Raw genomic sequence first — 20,326 nt, 5'->3', positions numbered from 1 at the left:
ATTTAGTGATTGTGTAATACTGTGTGTGGCACATCGCCGTGAGTAATAAGCTGAATAGGGCAGTTGTATTGCTGCAATTGTTCCTGGGTAATTACGTTGCTTTTGTGATAATGCAAACTCTTGTTAACGCAGGCTATTGATTTTACGTAGTACGATATAGTCCCAATATCATGTGAAACCATTAATATTGTGGTTGTTTCATTAAGGTGTTTTAAAGTTTCGTGCAGTTCCTTTTCAAAATTAGAATCTATGTAACTTGTAGGCTCGTCTAAAATCAGTATTTCCGGATTTGAAATCATCGCTCTGCTCAAAAGCACCCTTTGCATCTGTCCGCCCGACATTTCACTAATCAAAAAATTTGATAGATTTAAAATTCCCATCTTTTCTAAAATCTCCTTAGCCTGCTTTCTTTCTTGTTTGCTGAATCTTAAAATATTTTTTTTAGAATCGAATAAACCCGACAAAACCACATCAATAACACGGATAGGGAACTGCTTGTCGAAATGAAAATGCTGTGGCAAATAACCAATATTCTTCGACTTCAAATTGTATTCAATTTTTCCAGCAATTAAAGGAACCAAACCCAAAATTGCCTTAACCAAAGTAGTTTTGCCACCACCGTTCGGACCAATAATGCCGATAAAGTCATACTCGTAAACATCAAGGTTTACATCTTCTAAAACAGCTTTTTGATTATAGCCAACGCTAACATTTTGTAGTGAAAGTAATTTTGTCATATCTAATTATAAAACTACAAATATATCTACTTTTTAATATTTATTGCGCACCTTTTGTTATCAACGTGGTTATGTGAACCAAATTATCTACAACATTTTCTTCCATAGGATTAAATTCAACTACAGTGCCGTTAATTTGCTCAGCAACAACATACGCCTGTTTAGTATCAAATTGTTTAGAAACCAGAACATTTTTCAGTTGTTTCGATTTGGCAGTTTCTATAATATTATTCAAATAACTAATAGTTGGCTCTTTGCCTTCTTTTTCTATCGAAATCTGCTCAAGGTTGTATTCATTGGCATAATAACTTAAAGATGGATGAAAAATTATAAAGCTTTCGGTAGTATTGTCAGCAAGTATTTTTTTAATCACACTATCAGCTGCAATAAGCCGTTCATCAAATATTTTAAAGTTTTTAGCAAATAATTCTTTATCTTCGGGATAAATTTCTGTCAAAACTTCTAACATATTAATGCATATTTGTCGTATTCCCGAAATACTTAACCAAATATGCGGATCGGTAAATTGTTTTCCACCTTGTAAAGTTTCGGTTATAAGTTTCGGAAAATTATCAGAAGTTGAAGCAATTTGTAGACGTTGATTAATACTCAAAAACTTTTCTTGCCACAATTCTTCGTAACCAAATAATCCTAAAGTAAATAATATATCCGATTGGCTAAGTTCGGTAAGTAGGTTAGGCGAAGGTTCAAAATTTGTATGATTAGCTCCTGGTGGCATTAAAACACTAACCATATACGAAGTGTCGACTAAATTCTGTAGAATATACTTTTGTGGTAAAATACTAACCACAATATGTTTGCTTTTATCTTCTGTGTAATTGGTTTTAGAACCGCAAGAAGTAATTTGTAGTAAAGCAAGGAGTAGGACAGTGTGTAGTAAAATAGATTTGTATTTTGTATTCATAGTTTATTTTTCTTCAAAAGTATGAATTTCGTATAAAATAATGTTGAAAAAACAATAACAAATTAATAATTAACATAAACAACAAATGTAAACTCACTAATCCATAAATAAAGTTTACATATGTGAAATAACATGAAACGACAATAAGTTACATTTGTAAATCAAATTTTATAACACATTGAAATACATGGTATTACGTGCCATATCCTCACTTTATCCAATATTTCCTTACAATATTTTCAATATAACACACTGTAAATCAGTTTATTATAACATCTTAATTGATGCTTAGAATCAATAATAATAAGCTACCTTAAGTATTTCCAACAAAAAGCCAAATTTAAATGTAAAACATTGATATTAAAGTGTTTAATTTTAAAAAGTGAAGTTGTACTTTAACTAAATTCAGTCGGTTTACATTTGTTCGGTATGCGGTTTTATCTATTTACAATTGTTTACTTATTTTCATATCTAAATAATTAACTTTTGTAAATAATAAATATTGTTTACATTTGCATATTGATATTATTAAACAAAAAATACCGTACTATGAAAGATCGAATTTTAGCTTTAATTAATGCGTACAACTTAACATCGACTCAATTTGCCGATGAGATTGATTCTTCAAAATCGAAATTATCACATATTTTTAGTGGCAGAAATAACCCTAGCTTAGATGTTGTTACAAATATTTTGGAAAATTTTCCGGAAGTCAATCCCGATTGGCTTATTTTAGGTAAAGGAAAAATGTTTAGAAGTATGGAAAATAACGATGATAGTAATGTTGAAGTAATGACTGATGCCAAAAAATCATCTTATAACGAAGTAGAAAACAATAAAGTTGGAAGTGCACAAGTCGATACAAGTGGTAAGGAGAAGGCACAAGAACAGGAATCTGTATTAAAAAATGGAACTGATAATATTAATATGAAGGACTTGTTTGCAGATATTAATAAATTCAATCTTGAATTTTCCGAACGTAGCAATGCTAATATCAGTAAAACAGAACCGGAGAAGCTAAGTTCTAATATTCATACTAACAGTACTATAAACGCTGTTAAAGAGCCAAATATTGCGAAATCGGAAGATAAAGTTGAGTATAAAACTAACGCTACAATCGATACAAATGCAAAAGACAAGGTGAAAATCAACAAAATAATAGTACTCAACTCCGATGGTACGTTTGAAGAATATTGCAAGTCGTAGTTTATTTAGTTATCGTTTCTGTTTCCGCTAATTTTTCTGTAAATTAATATTTTACAATCTTATTTATTGTAAATCAGCTTGTTGCACGGTAAATTATTTTCTTTACGAGTAAATAAAACTAATAATGAGTAAAAAAAATTTTGTATTCTTAAAAATAGGTTTACTTTTGCAACGGAGAGATGGCAGAGCGGTTGATTGCGGCGGTCTTGAAAACCGTTGACTGTAACAGGTCCGGGGGTTCGAATCCCTCTCTCTCCGCAAAATTCAGCTACCTAACAGATGGGTAGCTTTTTTTATTTATCAAAAACTTATTTCAGAAAATTTATTGTATCCACTCCGTCGGCATAGTCGCTCAGTTGTGGTTGTTGAGATAAGCCGTAAGGTACTACATTGTCTATCAATCTACTTAGTTTCTCTGAACCTACAACACATTGAATTCTATCTGTGTTAGCTTTTATTTCATCAACAACATCATTTAAGTTACTGTATTTCTGATAATTAATTACAGATATCGGAGATAAAAAAGATGTATCTTCCTGAAACAGCATAAAGCCGTTATCATGTACTTTGTCGGTGTTATTTATTAGGTATATGCTTTTGCGATAAACATAATTATTGCTATACCTGTGATGATTGCTAAAAAGCTTGCGATATTTTTCAATTCCGAAAATAATATCAATAATATCAGTATCATTGGGGATATATATTTTGGAAACACTTCTGCAACCCAAACCAAAATACAGACAAATATCATCGGATAGAGCCGATAATTCATCTTTGCTCGTTGTATCATCAATTACTGCAACGCTATTCATGTTTTTTCTGATAATTGACGGATATTTACCAACGTATTTATTAAAATACTTGGCAGTATTGTCGGAACCGGTTGCAATAATTTTGTCAAATTTAGGTAAAATATGACTCTCAAAACTAATGTAGTCTTTAAATTTGGGTTGTATTTTACACAATAAATTAGCAATTGCCGGCAATAAAACATCATCTTTATGCGAACATTTACCAATAAAAATATTACCTGTAATCAATACCGAAACAAAATCATGCATCCCAACAATAGGAATATTGCCTGCCATAACAACTGCAACTTTTTTCGGGTCATTATTATAATCGCTAATAGAATAAGGAGCAACCCATTTTTTCAACTCTGTATTTTTCAGTAGTTTAGCCCACTGACTAAGTGCATAATTAATAAAAGACAGTTCAAACCACGGATTTGAAACACTTGCCTTGTGGCATTCTTGCTTAAAATTCTCAACTTCATGATAAAAGTCCGAAGTTTTATTTTCTGTTTCCGGTACGGCTGCATCAAGAAGTATTGATAAGTTATGCAATGCCGAGATTCTTTCGTTTAAAGATATTAATTCCATTATTTTATTGCGATATTTGTATTTTTGGAGTAAAAGTATACAATTTGTAACATTTTGCTACGTTTAAAATTAAAACGGCAAATTCAAGCATTTAAACATGAAATACATACTGCACCTTATATCAATATGTTTGGTTTTATTATTCGGAACTAATCAACTATATTCTCAAGACAATAAAACCGAGCTTCTGAAAGAAATTAATAATCTATCGCTTGAGATAAAAAATAGTAATACAGATTCTATAAAAATATTGCTCAACAATATACTTGTCGGCAAAATCGAGCAACTTTTTGGTATAACTAAGATTAATGACCCGCTTATAGATTCAATTGTTGGGATAAATAAAATAAAGTCTCCTGACGAAAAAGTGCAGATTTTTACTTGGGGCTTTGCTTCATCTATAGGCAGAAACATGTACTACGGACTGATACGACTTAATACCGGAAAAGTATTTAAACTTACATCTAAAAACAGTAATTGTAATCAGGTATATGCCGATAATATTTATTATCCCGAAGATTGGTACGGTGCTATATATTACGATATTGTTAAAGAAAAGTATAAAAAGCAAACTCACTATTTATTGTTAGGTTGGAAATCAGGCGACCAAAACTGCAAATGCAAACTAATTGAACCTTTGGTAATTACAGATGACGAAGTTGTGAAATTTGGCAATCCTGTCATTGTTAACGAAAACGGAATCTTCAATAGAGAAGTCTTTAAACATAAGCCTGATGCAAGTTTTGTTCTGAAATACGACCAACAATATATAAAGGTACAGAAAAGAAATAAAATAAAATACAAAAAGGTAAAAATGGTAGTTTTCGATCATTTAATTTCAATAGCTCCAAAAAACAGTCCTATGTTCAACGAAGGTAAATTTAAAGTTCCTGCCGGCGATTCTTACGACGGATTCATATTTAAAGAAGGTAAGTGGAGAAAAATCGAAAACATTGAAGCTAGAAATTTACCCAAAGTAAAAAAATAAAAATTAATTAATTTTTTATTTATATAAATATTATTACCTTTGTCAAGTATTTGTATTACATAAAAAAATGCAATGTAAGTATAACCAATAAAACCCAATTCTATGAAACAAAATTTTAATACAATCAAATCAGTTCTTCTTAGAAGCACAGCCTGAAACAATGTTGTAGCTTTATGGATATAAATAGAACATACTTTTCTTTATCAGGATTTTTTCATTGTGACGAAAAAACAAAACGATAATCAATGAAACCGAAGACCTTTTTAAGGAGTTTCTAGGTATTCCAAAGAGCTATAATGTATCGTTTTCAGAAAGCAGTATTAAACTATTGTTAGCAATGGGCTATTAAACAAAAAAATATGTAACTTTGCTTTGATGTAACAAACACAAAAATTAAATATATATATAAACTCGAAAATTCTAAAAACATTACAGACTATGGCATTATTTGACAAAATCAAACAAAAAGCATTCGCTGAATTTATTGACATCATCGAATGGACAGACGAAACGAGCGACACCATAATCTGGCGTTTCCCTCGTTACAATGCGGAAATTAAAAATGGAGCACAGCTCACCGTACGCGAAACTCAAGTTGCCGTACTGGTCAACGAAGGACAGTTTGCCGATGTGTATCAACCGGGACGTTATGAACTTACTACCGCAAACATGCCCATTCTTACTACTTTAAGAGGATGGAAATACGGTTTTAATTCTCCTTTCAAGGTAGACGTTTATTTCGTAAACACTAAACAGTTTTTGAACCAACGTTGGGGAACAGCTAATCCGATAATGATGCGCGACCCTGAGTTCGGACCAATTCGTATGCGTGCATTTGGTTCGTACAACTTTAAGGTTCAACCCGACCCAATACCTTTTATTCGCAACGTAGCTGGAACTAGCGGCGAATTCACAACCGAAGGTATAAGCGAACAACTTCGCAACTTTGTTATTACCAAATTTACCGACTATTTGGCAGAATCTAAAATTGCTGCATTAGATTTAGCAGCTAATCTAAACGAGTTTTCAAACGATTTAACTATAGCTCTTAAAGACGATTTCGCCGAATACGGTATAGAACTAACTCGTTTTTTGGTAGAAAATATTTCGTTGCCTGAGGCAGTTGAAGAAGCGCTTGACAAACGTACTAGTATGGGTGTTATTGGCAATATGACAACCTACACTCAAATGCAGTTTGCCGATTCGCTTAAAGATGCTGCTAATAATCCTGCCGGAGGTGGACATCTTGCAGGTGACGCTATGGGAGCAGGTATAGGACTTGCCATGGCAGGACAAATGGCACAACAAATGGTAAATCCGCAGGGCGGACAACAACAGCAACAACAAGTTGGAGCTACACCACCGCCGCCACCAATACCAACGCAAGTTATGTATCACGTTGCTATTAACGGTGTGCAGCAAGGTCCTTTTAACATGCAACAATTAAGTCAAATGATTCAGCAGGGACAAATTACTGCCGAGACATTGGTGTGGACACAAGGAATGCCTGCTTGGGCTGCTGCTAATAGCGTACCTTCGCTTGCACAGTATTTCGGAGCAGTTCCACCACCGCTATAAAATTAAACTACGGTTGCAACTGATTCAAAAGTTGCAATCTTATTAAGAATTCATATATTAATTAACATTTAAATACATAATTACATGAAAAAAATTATCGTCTTTTTAATTCTTGCGTTTGCCATACAAAGCACAGCAAACGCACAACTTGGCGGAGTGCTTAACAAAGCAAAAAACAAAGCCAGAGAAGCCGCAACTAAAGAAGTAAAAAAAACAACGGATCAAAAAGCCGAACAAGCTTCCGGTACAGTTGAAAAGAATGTTACCGAGGCATCCGAGAACGTTCAACTTGGAGTTGAAAATGCTAATGCAACAGACATAGACCCCATGCTGGGCGTGTCGATGAGTGCACTGAATAAATCGTATGAAAAATTGGATTACGATATTTATATCACACATTATGCTATTCCGGGTCTTTATTATACCAAAAGCGGGAGAGAAACTTATCTTGAACATCACCCTCTTCGTCAAGTACTTACGTGGTTAATGGCTGCGGATGGTGAAGCTCCTTGTGTTGCATATGTGTTTGAGACTGACGATCCTATACTTCCGGCAGATGTGATTATTAACGCGAATTTAGCCGCGTTCCAAGCATTTCCGGCAAAAACCTATCCCTTATTTATGGAGGCACGCATGCTGATACGGGCAATGGAAGAAGGCAAAATCAGCCTCGATTACGAAAATACCAATATGCTTATGGCATTTTCGAAAGAAGAAGACGATGATGGAATGATTTATTTTAGTAAATCCGGATATGCAAGGTTTGGTTATGGATTGAAAAATGGCTTACTCGTAGGAGCACCTAAAGATGAAAAACAAAAAAAACTTGTTCATTGGCAAGCCGAAGAAGCCCGCCTGATGGAACTTTACAAGAAATTCGTGCCTTTTGAAAATGTAAAAAACACATTTATCAATACGATGGTAGGTACCGTAAAAGCCAGCAAAGATAAAAACTGGACTCACGGTGTATATGAGAGTTATAAATTGGCTATAGCGGCTGAAGATATGCGCACACACCCGAAAAAAGTGGAAGATCAGGATTACAAAGATGCTTTGGCTTCATATGAAAACTTGAAAACCAATAACTATCCTAAGTGGGAAGCATTTATAAAAAAGGAATGGATGGATATATATGCCGGCATTAAAGAAGATATAGGCAGCGGAGCTGCTCAAATACCTAATGCAGCTATCAGTGACCCAAAACTTGAAGCTGAAATGATAGCTATTGCCAAAACCATCTACGACGACGGACGCGTTCCGGTAAAAGCCATTATCAAAAACCCCGATTGGACTTATACCCGTAATGCCTTTGGAGTTATCGTAGACCGTTTCCAAACCGCTTATATCATTTTCAAAATGACTGACGGCACACACCGCATGGTGGATATCGGTTTCAAACAACTCTATAACGGCAGTAGCTACGGCAAAACTCAACTCCGTGGCATAGGTTTGAGTAATGTAGAGGTGGATTATAAGTAACTATTGATAATAAACTTTAATTTAATTATAAACCTTTTAAAAACAAAACATCATGAAACAAATTATTGAAACTTTTAAAAACGTTGTAACAAAAAACTATGCAAACTTCAAAGGTAGAGCCAATACAAGAGAGTTTTGGTCTTTCGTATTAGTAATGATTATTATTAATATCATATTTAGCATATTAACAAACATATCTGGAGGAGCAAAAGCTCTTTATTGGATATTCCTAATCCTTCAAATAATAGTCCAGCTAGCGCTACTAGTACCTTCATTAGCTGTTGGTGTCCGTCGTATGCACGATATTGGTAAAGGTGGCGGATGGATATTTATCAACTTGATACCTATTATTGGCTCGATTTGGTTCATAATCCTTGCTATTAAACCTAGTGAAGAAGGAGAAAACAGATTTGATAAAAAGTAAACACTAATTAATAGAGACGTGGAAAACCACGTCTCTATTAACATAATAAAATCGAAATATGGATATCAATACACAACCCATAACCGACGTACTGCAAACCAAATGTAAATCTTGCGGTGGCTATATGCAATACTCGCCAGCTGATGAAGACTTGAAATGTCTTTACTGTGGATACAAAGGCGGATTAGACAAAACTCCTGTACAAATTGAAGAAAACGATTTTGAATATTGGAAAAATCGTGCCGACGAAGAAAACAAGGAAGAGGTAATTGAAATTCCGGAAATAAAATGTCGTCAGTGTGGAGCAACAACTACACTACCCGAAAATACTTCGGCTGCAAAATGTGCTTTTTGTGGTACTCCGCTGATTATGAATGAGGCTTCGGTAAAACGTTTTTGGCAACCCGAATATCTGTTGCCTTTCAAAGTAACTGAAAAGGCAAGTAGAGAAAACTTTAAAAAATGGTTAGGAAAAAAATGGTTTCTACCAACGCAACTTAAAAAGTACGGTACAACAACCGATAGCTTTAAAGGAGTGTACTTGCCATTTTGGACTTACGATGCTGATACCTATACTGAATATACAGGTCAGCGTGGTAAACATAGAACCGAAGTATCACGTAATAGCAAAGGCGAAGAAGTACGCCGTACTGTTACCGATTGGTACTATACAAGCGGTAGTGTTAAAGTTCCCTTCGACGATATAGTAATACCTGCATCCAAATCACTTCCCGATAGTATTTTAAAAAATCTAACTAACTGGGATATGATGAACTGCGTTGGGTATAAAAAAGAGTTTTTAGCTGGATTTCTTACCGAAATTTATCAAAGAGATTTTCGTGAAGCAATAGACGATGCAAAGGAAAAAATGGACATAGTGATAGAAGACTCAATTAAAGTTGATATTGGTGGTGATGACCAAAGAATTGATTCAAGCCATACAGAATACAACAATATTAAGTTTAAACACTTGCTGCTACCGGTTTGGATAAGTGCGTTTAAGTTCAACAATAAGGTATATCAGTTTGTTGTAAACGGACGTACAGGAAGAGTAACCGGACAATATCCAAAAGACAAGACTAAGATTGCAATGCTTGTGATAACTATTATAGCTATTATTGTAGCTTTGGCTATGATTTTTTAAAACAAACTATTAACTATGGGAGCAAATAGAAAAGAAATTATAATACTGTTTTTATAAATTTTTGCTCCCAATTTTAAACTTTTAAATTTTTCTTATATGGGTAAAAAAGTAATAATTTGGTTCTCAATTTTTATACTCCTGTTGATTTTAGTTCCATTTGTTTGGGGAACGTATAACCGTTTGGTAAAGAGAGAGGAAGCCGTTAAAATGGCATGGGCGCAGGTGGAAAATCAATATCAGAGACGTGCCGATTTAATTAAAAATTTAGTGGAAACTGTGAAAGGATATGCTACACACGAACAAGAAACACTAACGCAAGTAATTGAGGCACGTGCTAAGGCAACTCAAGTAAATATTGATGCCGATAACTTAGATGCAGCGAGTTTGCAGCAATTTAACGATGCACAAGGCGAACTATCGCAAGCACTTTCAAGATTGCTGGCTGTTGTAGAAAACTATCCCGACTTGAAAGCAGCCGAAAACTTCACTATGCTACAAGGACAACTTGAAGGTACTGAAAATCGCATCGCATTCGCACGTCGGGAATTTAACAAGGCTACTAACAAGTACAACACTTACCGACGTAGATTTCCAAGAAACGTAGTTGCATTGGTTTTCGGTTTTGCCAAAAAAGATTATTTCGAAGCAGACAATAGCACTACACCCGATGTTCAATTTTAATTAAAAACCAAAAAAACATAAACAAATGAAAAAAAACATTATAAATAAAATTAACCTGATTCTTTTGCTATTGCTTTTCGGAAGTTTGCAAGCACAAGTACGCTACACAGTTAGAGATGTTCCTAATGTACAATTAGAAGATTATACACGATACGTAAGCGACCCTGAGAATGTATTAGATATAGGAGATATTATTCTTTTAGATGAACGTCTTGCCGAATTTCGCGATTCTCTCGATATAGAAGCCGCTATAGTAGTATTGCCGGCAATTGACGTGGAGAGATACGGCTCTGCAAAAGAGTTCTCTACCGAACTTTTCAACACCTGGGGGATAGGTAAGAAAGAAACCAACAATGGTTTGCTAATCTTACTTCTAACAGCAGATGGTGAACGCGAAATTGTTTTTGAAACCGGATTAGGTACCGAACAAGTTCTTACCGACGGTTTGTGTAAGCTCATTCAAACCAAAAAAATGATACCGTACCTAAAAACAGGTGATTACGGAGAAGGACTCATAGTTGGGCTAGAAGAGATTGAAAAAGTATTAAACGGTACTTCTGAGTTTCTAAAAAGTGAATCTTCGTCAAGTGGAATTGGTAAATTTCTCCTGATTTGGTTGATAGTTGGTTTGATTGTCATTGGTATTGTAGAGTCGGCAAGAAAAAAACGTGTATTGTCAAGTGAAGACCCATTTGTTGCAGCAGCCAAGTATAAATCGCTTTCGGGTGTAGGTTGTGTTGTTGCAGCTCTATTTTTCGCTTCATATATAATTTACTTGATATATAAGGCGATAGCAAAAAAAGGTGATATGCCTAATTTAAATTGTCAAAAATGTGGAGCTAAAGGTAAAGTTGTATTAAAAAACAAACCGCAAGTTGTACAAAAAGCCCTACCTAATCAAGACGGAATGAAAGAGTATCATTACATCTGCAAAGCGTGTAATCATGGACATAAAGTACTTGTACCGTACAAGTATGTGGCGCCAGCAACCAAATCAAGTGGCGGAGGCGGCAGTTACAGTTCATGGAGCAGTGGTAGTAGTTCAAGTAGCAGAGGTGGCTCGTGGGGCGGAGGAAGTAGCGGTGGTGGAGGGGCTAGTACAAAATTCTAGAGATTTTGAATTTTAAATTTCACTTAACTTAAAAATAGAAATGAAAAATTTAATATTAATAATATCGACTTTATTGCTGTTCACGATTGGATGCTCTCAGAAGAAGTCTGTTGCTGAGCTACTTGAAGGAACATGGCAACATGTAGATGACAAAACTACTTTCCTCGTTTTTAAAGATGGATTACGTAAAGAAATTGCTGACGGAATGGACGATTGGGATGTGGAACCATACACTCTTTCCGACTTTTGTACAAACGATATGGATAAAGACACAGACTTACCCCACGAAAAAGATAGATTTATCTCTTGCAACGAATCGGATCTGTGCTGGTACATAGTTCAACTTGACGAAGATAATCTAATTCTTAGCTTTATGGGACGCGGTAATACCCTTGAATACAAAAGAGTAATAAACGATGATTCCCAAGCAGGTTCTGATACCGAATGCGAAGATTTTAAAACATTCCTCGACAAGTACAACAATGATTTTGAGTTTCAAAAAAGCAGAACTATTTTCCCGTTTGTATCTGAATTTGTTGAGTATAAGGAAGTAATAAGCGAAGAGGGTGAGTATGATTTCCAAGAAGTAATAATTACTAACACTAAATCAGAAAGCGAGTGGCAAAAGATAGATTTTTATTGGGATCAATCAATTGCCGAACGTAAAACAGATGCATACACTCAAGAAATAGAAGTTTTAGGAGACACAGCTTTCATCCATATCAAAGGAATTGAAAATGGAATAGGCGTTAAGGCTGTGTTTGTATGCAAAAATAAAAATTGGTATCTACAAAAAACTATAGACAGTTCTATGTAAAATTAACAAACGAATCTTATCAAATTAAATTAAATAACTAAAATTTTAAAAGCATGAAAAAACTATTAATCCCGTTATTATGCACGATGTTATTACTTAACATTAGTGCACAAGCACAAAAAAAAGAAAAAGTAATACTTGACACCGACATGGTAGAAGTATTTGACGACGGCATCACTATGATGATGTTAGCCAAAGCTCCTAATATTGATTTGTTAGGTGCGACTATCGTTGTAGGAAACACCTGGGTTAATGAAGGAATTGCTTATGCCATTCGACAATTGGAAGCAATAGGAAGAACTGATATTCCCGTTGTACCTGGCATTCGTCAACCTATTTATCCTAGCCGTTTCGAAACTATTAAAAACGAACGTATCCTATTTGGTATTGGCGACGCATATGTAGGAGCTGCAGGTTATCCCGAACCCAAATCTTGGCAATCGGTTTATCTACAAAAATACGGTACCGAACCAAAAGTAAAACCATTGGAAATGAAAGCCGTTAACTTTATTATCGAACAGGTAAAGAAAAATCCGAACGAAATAACCATTATAGCTATAGGTACATGCGTAAACTTGGCTACTGCTGTTCGTATTGCCCCCGAAATAGTTCCACTCATTAAACGAGTTATTTATATGGGCGGTTCTTTTTTCAAACCAGGTAACACCACACCTACAGCTGAGTTCAACTGGTGGTTGGATCCGGAAGCTGCAAAAATGTGCTTACGTACTCCTTTCAAAGAACAAATTATTGTTGGATTAGACGTTTGCGAAAAAATGCCATTCCGTAAGGATAAATACGAGGAAATTATTTCTATTACAAAGAATCCGGAACTTGTAAATATGTTTAACCGCAACTTCCTAAAAACTTTGTACATCGAAAACCCCGACTATGTACACTACATTTGGGACGTTATTGCAGGTGCAATTATGATTGATCCTACACTTATTACCGAAGAAGTTACTCGTTATGTAGACGTTAACTCGCAATTTGGTTTCTCGTATGGACAATCGGTTGCGTTTGAGCACAATCAACCTATTGGTACACAACAAGCACGTATAATACTTACTGTTGATAGCGATCGCTTGTGGAAAATGGTTGAAGACTACTGTAGAAACTTTTAAATAAATAACAATTAAAATTATAACGAAAATGAAAACATATCTTTTAATTATTGCATTAGTTGCAGCTACCTTATTAAGTGGATGCGGCAATAAACAGAACCTAAACACAAATGCAGAAATGAAAACCAAAATCACTTTTACAACTTCTAAAGAAGTAGGAGAAAAGATTATCCTATCCATTAATGCCGACGAAGCAGACCAATCTGAAATTTGGATTGATTTAAACAATAACGGCGTAAAAGACAAAGGCGAAGCCGTTACCGAATTTGGCGAAGAAGCTTTTGTAGAAACTGAGTTTAAGTTAGGAGCTCAAACTGTTACACTATACGGAAATGTTACTTACCTTACATGCGTAGATAATGATATAACGACTTTAGATGTATCAGGGAATCCGTTACTCACTGAATTAAATTGTATCAGCAATGAAATTACATCATTAGATTTATCGAAAAATACGGCTTTAAAAGTACTTGCTTGCAGAAGCAACGAAATTTCATCTCTTGATTTATCAAATAATAAAGAGCTAGAAGAAGCGTTATGTGGATGTGAAGAACTTACATCTTTAACTCTCTCAAATCCGGTACTCGAATTATTAGATGCAAACTTCAGTTCGCTTACATCGTTAGATTTGTCGGCTTGTCCAGAACTTCAAGAAGTTAGAATTCTTGAAAATGATTTTACCGAAGAAGCTATTGAAAATATGTTTGGTACACTTCCTGACAGAACCGGTAAAAGTTGGGAAGGAAAAGCTAAAATTAACGGTAATCCTGGTACCGAAACTGTTGATACATCCATTGCTGAAAGTAAAAATTGGGTGGTGGATAAAGAATTTTAATATAAGTAATAAAAAAGAGTCAGGGATTGGAAGTCCAACTTCTGACTTAATAATAACATTTAAAAATTAAAGAAAATGATGAAAAAAATTAACATTGTAATTATTATGTGTGCAGCACTAGTATTGTCCGGCTGTGGCAACAACTCTAAAAAAGCCTCGTCGACTGTTAAATCTGAAAAAGAATTGCTTTCTGCAAGCAATGAGAGTCTTGCAAAAATGATTGTAACAATTTACGATGAAGCCATGACTGAAATGGTTGAAATATTAGAAAAGTATCCGCAGGCAAACAACGAAATGAAGGTAGAGTTCGAAAATCTCTACGAATCAACAATACAAAAACTTTTACCTATAGGAAAAGTAATTGACCAAAAAGATGATGCAACTAAAGATGAAATTGGTTCGCTTGCTTTCGTGGAGGTTGTTAGATTGGAAATGCCACAAAAGGCTATTGATCTATATAACCCTCGCATGAGTGAAATTAGAGAGTTCGATAGCGAACTTAACAGCAAAATGGTGGCAATGAACATCATAACTCAGTACGCCTTTTTCGATTTACTAAAAAAACAAAACCCCGAAGAAGCTGAAAGATTAGGAATTGAATAGAAAAAAGTTATTCGCGTTGGTAAACTTGTAAACAGTTTGCTAAATAACTATAACAAAAGGGTTTTAAAAAGAATGAGGCGGCGTTTGATCTCTGATGCCGTCTCATTTTTAAAAATTGAGGTTATGATGGATAAAGTAAAAAAAATGTATAGCCTGATGATTGAGCGTTATGAATCTTCGCCATACACTAAATTTCAGGCTGAAGTGTATAGGAAAATTCTTGCACTTGCCAACGAGTGCGACAGTGTTGCCACAATGACCGTTCGTTTGCAAAACGAAGGTTATAACGCAATGCCTGCCGAGGCTTTGATAAAAGACAAACTTTCGGCACATTACCAGGCTGCTATTGATAACGGACTCGAAGAACAGGCAAATATATACAAAAATGCTTTGGAAAATGTTATTGCCAATCCCCAAGACGCTTATCTGACCGGCTTTTACGACGATATAAAAAAAGCTAATCTGCGTTACAGCAAAACATTAGAACGCCTGCTTGCAAGTTTTAACGACTTTGTTCATTACAAAATTGAAGAAAACACACCGACAAATGCCGAGTTACGATACAACGATTGGAAAGAAGAGAATAAGCAATTGTCTGAAATTGTCAACCAAAAACCGTACAGAAAACATTTTGCTTGTAGCGATGAGTTTTTAAAGCTTTTCGCAAACGAGTACGAGACATCTTTTTTTAACAAAGAAGAGTTTGATAGCATCCAAACAAATGAAGAATTTGAACAAGCGTGGAACGATATCAAAAACAGAGATGCTGATAGATTTGCTATGGCACAAAGCGAATTGCCAAAATATCGTGGTGCAGCTATTATGTGCATAGCTCCCAACACCAAAGACGGTGATTATGAATACATAAACGAAGAATTTGAAAATAATTGATTATGGATGTTGTAGTTGAAGGAATACTTAATGCATATTTAGAGGCATTTGAAACAATGCCATGCGACGATGAAAAAGTTCTGAAAGAAATAGAAGAATTTAAAAAAGAGCTTACCCTTTTAGCCGAATCGGCAAAAGATGTCACATCCTTCATGGCTGATTATGACTCTAAAGGCTACGGCAAACGCTATATCGATTTGTTCGGTAAAATTGCAATGTCCAAATCATCCGAAATAACGGTAGAAGAAATTGAAAAACGTCAGCAAATTACTCCAAAAGAATTCGTAGAACAATACAGAACGGCTTACGATGCAATAAAAGCATGCAAATATCGAAAAAAAGCCGAGCAAGCTTACCAAAATCTGTTTGACTTGGCTGAGCAAAGCGCTGATATGCTCGACTTTAACATAGAAAGTGAGCGACGAAACCTTATGTTTAAACTTTCTGCCGACGACAACATAGAACAAAATGAAATAATTGCACAGGCTTCCGACCCGCTCGATAAAATTGCATATCCTCAATATGCCAGAACAATTGAAAACTGGCAAAATGCAAAAAGCGATGCCGATATCACTTATTTATCGGAAGTAGAGCAAATTAAAATTTCGCAAAACTCTATTCGCGAACAACAAAAAATGACTTTAATAGCAACAATTACTTTGTTGGCAACTGAGTTTATCCAATTTAAACACCTTGTACTAAGCGGCAAAAGCAAACAAAATATACAAAACGGACTACAAGGAATGATAAAAAAAAGAGCCGATTTAAAACGCCTATTTTTTGACCTAATGCCGGCTTTTGAACTCTCATGGGAGCTAATTTTGAACGATAAGTTTTATAGGCATTTACTCTTAACTCCCAAAAATTTAGATGTCACCGGACGTATTACAATGTGCTCGCATCCGCAAAATATTGAAGCAATAAACGAAATTGTTACAGAGGAAATGCTGAGCGACAAACCTATTATAGAACTTGTTTTTCGTCCGGCTAATACTCCAATGGTATTTTCTACACATAAGAGAACCGACGAAATATCAAGCAAATATGCTAAAATAGCAGAAAATATGAATAAAGATCTCGATTACTACAAATACGTGCAAGCTGCAACTTCAGAGCCGGAATTTAAGCAAGAAAAGTCACCGAGAATTATGAGTTTTTTTAGAAAGAATTAGAAAAATAAAAAAATATGAACCTTACTAAAATAGTGCTTATCAAAATATTAATAGCAGTTGTAGTAACTACTCCTTTTGCTCAAAATAAACAAAACCCGGAAGATTTTTTACCCGAAGGATACATTATTTACGAAGAAATTAGAGGAGATTTGAATAAAGATGGAGTTGAAGACATAGTGTTATACATTAAAGGAACTGATACAAGCTTGCTAGAAACTGACCATCTCGGAAGAGAATTAGACTTTAATAGAGGTGGAATTATAGTGCTATTTAACAAAAACGGAACGTATGAGCTAGCATCAAAAAACTACGACTGTTTTTCCCCTGAAGATGAAGATGACTCGTTTAGTGTAATTATTGAGATAAAAAAGAATATACTATACATTTTGTATTCGTATGGAAAATATGGCTATACTAAGTACACGTTTAGATGGCAAAATAAAGATTTTGAACTTATAGGCTGCGATTCTAGCAATAATAGAGGTGCGACTATTTTAGATAAAACAAGCATCAACTTTTCAACTAAAAAAAAGTTGGAAACACTGTATACCGATGATGAAGAGAATACGGTCTATAAGGAAACATGGACAAATATAAGTATCGATAAACTAATTAGACTATCGGAAATAGAAGATGTTGGTACAATGGGTTTATCAAAATATTAAAACAAAAAGTGAAATAAAAAAATATGAGAAAATTAGCATTATTACTACTCTTGGCAATAGCATTTGTAAGTTGCGAGAGTGGAAAAACAGAGAAACAATTTGAAGACTGGAAAAACTTTTTTGGAAGATGGGAAAAATCAGATTACGATGAAGGCACATTTTTCATTCTCGATTTCAGAAGTAAAGCCGATACGTTAAGCGAAATTAGCTATTCGTCAATGGGACCTTTTGAAGAAATACTTGTCGGAAAATTGACTTCCGAAACAAGCACCGAACTTTTTTTTGATTATATAATGGGCTCAATGTCATTTAATAATGCTACCGAACAAGACGAAGCCGCACTCGATGAATGCAGAAAAAATAAAGTTGCCGATTGCACCATCAATCCCGACGGAACAATGACTGTACAAACGTACTCAGATAAATGCGGACAATTGCCTCCAAATACGAAAATTATCCTTAGCAAAATTGCTGAACCCGAATTATCTGGTAATGAAAACGATAATGATATTGAAAACGACCCATTTCGTGAAGTTATAGCAGAGTACTCGCCGGAACAAATTAAGCAATTGATTGAAAAATCGGAACCACAAGACGTACGCGACCTGTTTGTATTGTTGCCCGACGACCTTTGCTACGAATATTCGGCTACCGACCGTAAAAAAGTTGCACAAGGCGAGCGAGTAGGAGAGTACGGAGGTATTGCTATTGGTGAATTAGATGTAAAAAATGGTTACTTTGATCTTTCCGGAGCTTGGGAAGGTATATGGGAAATGTTTGCAAAAAAACAGGATAATACGTGGTGGATAGCTGTAAATCAGCAGTATTGCGGACCAATGTGTTACACACATATTGCAAATACTTATACATTTGAAAACGGAAAGTTAATACAACATAGTTATGCTAACTTAGCAGGCTATCAAGACGTCTGGCTCGAACTTTTTATAGATATGGATAAACTGACAGAAGCGCAAAAGAAACAAGCAAACGATATTTGGGAAGAAAATGGATTTGAATCAGTACTTTTCAGCTTACCTCGAGATGGTAAAACCATTACCATGTACATAGAAAACGAGCCTTATATTGAAATAGGAATACCCGAAAACGCATTTAAAGAAATTAAGAAAAACATATTTGAATAGAATTAATAAAACAATAAATCAACGATAGTTACATATAAAAATTACAAGCCATGAACTCAAAAATTTTTAAACTCGCAGTCATTTTAAATGTAATAGCATTAATTGCTTTTACAGGTTGTAAAAAAACGCGTCTACAAGAAGTAGACCCGGCTTTTAGTCAATATATTTCGGCGTTCACTTACGGCGGAATTTCAACTGACTCGTATATCCAAATAGAGCTTATCAATGAGCTTCCGGCGGTTGAGCTTAATTCAGAGGTTAAAGATAAAATATTTGGTTTTTCGCCGAATATTAAAGGTACAACACAGTGGATAAACTCAAATACTATAAGGTTTACACCCGATCCTAACGAGTTGAAACCAGGAACCAAGTACAAAGCTTCATTTTACTTGGATAAAATTCTGAAAGTAGAGAAGAAGTTTAAAAATTTTAAATTTGGTTTCTTCGTACTTGAACAAAATTTCAGGTATGATATTATGCCTTATTCTCCTATGAGTAACAGTCAGTTAGAAAATAACAGTGTTGATATTTCACTTCAAATTGCAAATCCTGCCACCGAAGAAGAAGTTAAACAAATGTTTAAAACAGATAACGGTAGCGACAATGTTGCCGTTAATACCATAACTAAAAACACGTTTTTAGTTACTTTAAACAACCTACCACGTGGTCAGAAAGATAATATTATAAAACTTAAAATCGACGGCAAAGCAATTGGAGCTAATAAAGTTATTGACGAGGAAATATTAATTCCGGCAATGTCTATAAACAATTATTCAGTTGTCGATATAAGAATGATGCACGATGCCGACCCGCATATCAGGATTACTTTTAGCGACCCGATTGAACCCGACCAAGCTATTGAAGACCTTATTAAACCTGTAGGTATAGGCTTTTTTACTTATAATATCGATAAGAATGTTATTCGTATTTATCCGGAAGTTATTCCGAGTAGCGATGTAAAAGTAGAAATCAAGGCATCACTAAAGAATATTAATAACATGTATTTGGACAACAACTACGTGTTTAACCTTAAAGTTAAGGCTTTAGATCCCGAAATAAAGTTCGAAAACGAAGGTAATATTCTTCCCAATTCCGATCAATTAAAAATTCAATTCTCGGCTGTCAACCTCTGGGCTGTTGATGTTAGCGTTATAAAAATCTACAAGAATAACATCTTATATTACATGCAGTCCAATTCTATAGACAATTCGTATCAAAGTGAACTACGTCGCTTTTGAAGATTGGTTATGAAAAAACGTATCAGACTTGATGAAGATAAGAGTCTTGATTTGTGCAAGCCAAACACCTTCGACTTAGACCTTTCGACAATGTTTAACCAAGATCCGGGAGCATTGTACATGGTAAAATTATCAATGAAACACGAGTATTCTGCATATCCTTGTGCAGGCTCAAATCCGC

20 protein-coding genes and 1 tRNA gene are annotated in these 20,326 nt (G+C 34.8%); 18 read left to right on the top strand and 3 right to left on the bottom strand.

Translation table 11 applies throughout. The annotated features are described in order from the left end of the window. Nucleotides 1-2 precede the first annotated feature (2 nt). A complete protein-coding gene (locus tag PHP31_05220; GenBank protein MDD3738675.1) occupies nucleotides 3-737 on the bottom strand; it encodes a metal ABC transporter ATP-binding protein in 735 nt (244 codons plus the stop codon). 40 nt (nucleotides 738-777) lie between these two features. Then, a complete protein-coding gene (locus PHP31_05215; protein MDD3738674.1) occupies nucleotides 778-1,662 on the bottom strand; it encodes a zinc ABC transporter substrate-binding protein in 885 nt (294 codons plus the stop codon). A 549-nt stretch (nucleotides 1,663-2,211) separates the two neighbouring features. Here PHP31_05215 and PHP31_05210 point away from each other — a divergent pair. After that, nucleotides 2,212-2,868, top strand: a complete 657-nt coding sequence (locus PHP31_05210) for a helix-turn-helix transcriptional regulator (GenBank protein ID MDD3738673.1) — start codon at nucleotides 2,212-2,214, stop codon at nucleotides 2,866-2,868. Nucleotides 2,869-3,041: 173 nt separating this feature from the next. Further along, nucleotides 3,042-3,126: transfer RNA gene (locus tag PHP31_05205), tRNA-Ser, on the top strand. A 50-nt stretch (nucleotides 3,127-3,176) separates the two neighbouring features. Here the strand turns inward: PHP31_05205 and PHP31_05200 are convergent. Beyond that, on the bottom strand, nucleotides 3,177-4,253 hold the full coding sequence (locus PHP31_05200; protein MDD3738672.1) for an acyl-CoA reductase: 1,077 nt from the start codon (nucleotides 4,251-4,253) through the stop codon (nucleotides 3,177-3,179). 97 nt (nucleotides 4,254-4,350) lie between these two features. Here PHP31_05200 and PHP31_05195 point away from each other — a divergent pair, with 97 nt between their 5' ends. The 16 genes from PHP31_05195 (at nucleotide 4,351) to PHP31_05120 (ending at nucleotide 20,145) form a co-directional block, all read left to right on the top strand. Beyond that, nucleotides 4,351-5,241 (top strand): hypothetical protein, encoded by an 891-nt coding sequence (locus tag PHP31_05195; protein ID MDD3738671.1) that lies wholly within the window; start codon nucleotides 4,351-4,353, stop codon nucleotides 5,239-5,241. 438 nt (nucleotides 5,242-5,679) lie between these two features. Continuing rightward, on the top strand, nucleotides 5,680-6,819 hold the full coding sequence (locus tag PHP31_05190) for an SPFH domain-containing protein (GenBank protein MDD3738670.1): 1,140 nt from the start codon (nucleotides 5,680-5,682) through the stop codon (nucleotides 6,817-6,819). A gap of 84 nt (nucleotides 6,820-6,903) precedes the next feature. After that, nucleotides 6,904-8,298, top strand: a complete 1,395-nt coding sequence (locus PHP31_05185) for a hypothetical protein (protein MDD3738669.1) — start codon at nucleotides 6,904-6,906, stop codon at nucleotides 8,296-8,298. Nucleotides 8,299-8,350: 52 nt separating this feature from the next. After that, entirely contained in the window at nucleotides 8,351-8,722 is a 372-nt protein-coding gene (locus PHP31_05180; GenBank protein ID MDD3738668.1) for a DUF805 domain-containing protein, read from the top strand. 58 nt (nucleotides 8,723-8,780) lie between these two features. Beyond that, nucleotides 8,781-9,866 (top strand): hypothetical protein, encoded by a 1,086-nt coding sequence (locus PHP31_05175; GenBank protein ID MDD3738667.1) that lies wholly within the window; start codon nucleotides 8,781-8,783, stop codon nucleotides 9,864-9,866. Between the two features lie 96 nt (nucleotides 9,867-9,962). Then, nucleotides 9,963-10,547 carry a LemA family protein gene (locus PHP31_05170; protein ID MDD3738666.1) on the top strand — a complete coding sequence of 195 codons (585 nt, stop codon included), beginning with the start codon at nucleotides 9,963-9,965 and terminating at the stop codon, nucleotides 10,545-10,547. Between the two features lie 25 nt (nucleotides 10,548-10,572). Continuing rightward, nucleotides 10,573-11,658 carry a TPM domain-containing protein gene (locus PHP31_05165; protein ID MDD3738665.1) on the top strand — a complete coding sequence of 362 codons (1,086 nt, stop codon included), beginning with the start codon at nucleotides 10,573-10,575 and terminating at the stop codon, nucleotides 11,656-11,658. A gap of 73 nt (nucleotides 11,659-11,731) precedes the next feature. Further along, on the top strand, nucleotides 11,732-12,475 hold the full coding sequence (locus PHP31_05160) for a hypothetical protein (GenBank protein ID MDD3738664.1): 744 nt from the start codon (nucleotides 11,732-11,734) through the stop codon (nucleotides 12,473-12,475). Between the two features lie 53 nt (nucleotides 12,476-12,528). Continuing rightward, the gene (locus PHP31_05155) at nucleotides 12,529-13,599 is read left to right on the top strand and encodes a nucleoside hydrolase (GenBank protein MDD3738663.1); all 1,071 of its coding nucleotides are present in this window, start codon (nucleotides 12,529-12,531) and stop codon (nucleotides 13,597-13,599) included. A gap of 28 nt (nucleotides 13,600-13,627) precedes the next feature. Continuing rightward, nucleotides 13,628-14,434 (top strand): hypothetical protein, encoded by an 807-nt coding sequence (locus tag PHP31_05150; GenBank protein MDD3738662.1) that lies wholly within the window; start codon nucleotides 13,628-13,630, stop codon nucleotides 14,432-14,434. 75 nt (nucleotides 14,435-14,509) lie between these two features. Next, nucleotides 14,510-15,037: a hypothetical protein gene (locus PHP31_05145; GenBank protein ID MDD3738661.1), complete on the top strand. Its 528-nt coding sequence runs from the start codon at nucleotides 14,510-14,512 to the stop codon at nucleotides 15,035-15,037. A gap of 123 nt (nucleotides 15,038-15,160) precedes the next feature. Further along, nucleotides 15,161-15,928, top strand: a complete 768-nt coding sequence (locus PHP31_05140) for a hypothetical protein (GenBank protein MDD3738660.1) — start codon at nucleotides 15,161-15,163, stop codon at nucleotides 15,926-15,928. A gap of 2 nt (nucleotides 15,929-15,930) precedes the next feature. Further along, nucleotides 15,931-17,100, top strand: a complete 1,170-nt coding sequence (locus tag PHP31_05135) for a hypothetical protein (protein MDD3738659.1) — start codon at nucleotides 15,931-15,933, stop codon at nucleotides 17,098-17,100. 14 nt (nucleotides 17,101-17,114) lie between these two features. Beyond that, complete coding sequence (locus tag PHP31_05130; GenBank protein MDD3738658.1) at nucleotides 17,115-17,765, top strand: hypothetical protein; 651 nt, start codon at nucleotides 17,115-17,117, stop codon at nucleotides 17,763-17,765. 23 nt (nucleotides 17,766-17,788) lie between these two features. Continuing rightward, a complete protein-coding gene (locus tag PHP31_05125; protein ID MDD3738657.1) occupies nucleotides 17,789-18,907 on the top strand; it encodes a hypothetical protein in 1,119 nt (372 codons plus the stop codon). Nucleotides 18,908-18,957: 50 nt separating this feature from the next. Continuing rightward, the gene (locus PHP31_05120) at nucleotides 18,958-20,145 is read left to right on the top strand and encodes a hypothetical protein (protein ID MDD3738656.1); all 1,188 of its coding nucleotides are present in this window, start codon (nucleotides 18,958-18,960) and stop codon (nucleotides 20,143-20,145) included. Nucleotides 20,146-20,326 lie beyond the last annotated feature (181 nt).

Source organism: Lentimicrobiaceae bacterium (genome assembly GCA_028697555.1).
In the GTDB taxonomy this organism is placed as follows: domain Bacteria; phylum Bacteroidota; class Bacteroidia; order Bacteroidales; family UBA4417; genus UBA4417.
This window is presented reverse-complemented; position numbering and strand designations above follow the sequence as displayed.

Excerpts from the sequence above, each read along its gene's own strand:
- PHP31_05190 (MDD3738670.1), top strand. The coding sequence starts at position 5,680 with ATGGCATTATTTGACAAAATCAAACAAAAAGCATTCGCTGAATTTATT.
- PHP31_05180 (MDD3738668.1), top strand. The coding sequence starts at position 8,351 with ATGAAACAAATTATTGAAACTTTTAAAAACGTTGTAACAAAAAACTAT.
- PHP31_05165 (MDD3738665.1), top strand. The coding sequence starts at position 10,573 with ATGAAAAAAAACATTATAAATAAAATTAACCTGATTCTTTTGCTATTG.
- PHP31_05145 (MDD3738661.1), top strand. The coding sequence starts at position 14,510 with ATGATGAAAAAAATTAACATTGTAATTATTATGTGTGCAGCACTAGTA.
- PHP31_05135 (MDD3738659.1), top strand. The coding sequence starts at position 15,931 with ATGGATGTTGTAGTTGAAGGAATACTTAATGCATATTTAGAGGCATTT.
- PHP31_05200 (MDD3738672.1), bottom strand. The coding sequence starts at position 4,253 with ATGGAATTAATATCTTTAAACGAAAGAATCTCGGCATTGCATAACTTA.
- PHP31_05140 (MDD3738660.1), top strand. The coding sequence starts at position 15,161 with ATGATGGATAAAGTAAAAAAAATGTATAGCCTGATGATTGAGCGTTAT.
- PHP31_05185 (MDD3738669.1), top strand. The coding sequence starts at position 6,904 with ATGAAAAAAATTATCGTCTTTTTAATTCTTGCGTTTGCCATACAAAGC.
- PHP31_05125 (MDD3738657.1), top strand. The coding sequence starts at position 17,789 with ATGAGAAAATTAGCATTATTACTACTCTTGGCAATAGCATTTGTAAGT.
- PHP31_05215 (MDD3738674.1), bottom strand. The coding sequence starts at position 1,662 with ATGAATACAAAATACAAATCTATTTTACTACACACTGTCCTACTCCTT.
- PHP31_05150 (MDD3738662.1), top strand. The coding sequence starts at position 13,628 with ATGAAAACATATCTTTTAATTATTGCATTAGTTGCAGCTACCTTATTA.
- PHP31_05120 (MDD3738656.1), top strand. The coding sequence starts at position 18,958 with ATGAACTCAAAAATTTTTAAACTCGCAGTCATTTTAAATGTAATAGCA.
- PHP31_05220 (MDD3738675.1), bottom strand. The coding sequence starts at position 737 with ATGACAAAATTACTTTCACTACAAAATGTTAGCGTTGGCTATAATCAA.
- PHP31_05130 (MDD3738658.1), top strand. The coding sequence starts at position 17,115 with ATGAACCTTACTAAAATAGTGCTTATCAAAATATTAATAGCAGTTGTA.
- PHP31_05210 (MDD3738673.1), top strand. The coding sequence starts at position 2,212 with ATGAAAGATCGAATTTTAGCTTTAATTAATGCGTACAACTTAACATCG.
- PHP31_05170 (MDD3738666.1), top strand. The coding sequence starts at position 9,963 with ATGGGTAAAAAAGTAATAATTTGGTTCTCAATTTTTATACTCCTGTTG.
- PHP31_05155 (MDD3738663.1), top strand. The coding sequence starts at position 12,529 with ATGAAAAAACTATTAATCCCGTTATTATGCACGATGTTATTACTTAAC.
- PHP31_05175 (MDD3738667.1), top strand. The coding sequence starts at position 8,781 with ATGGATATCAATACACAACCCATAACCGACGTACTGCAAACCAAATGT.
- PHP31_05195 (MDD3738671.1), top strand. The coding sequence starts at position 4,351 with ATGAAATACATACTGCACCTTATATCAATATGTTTGGTTTTATTATTC.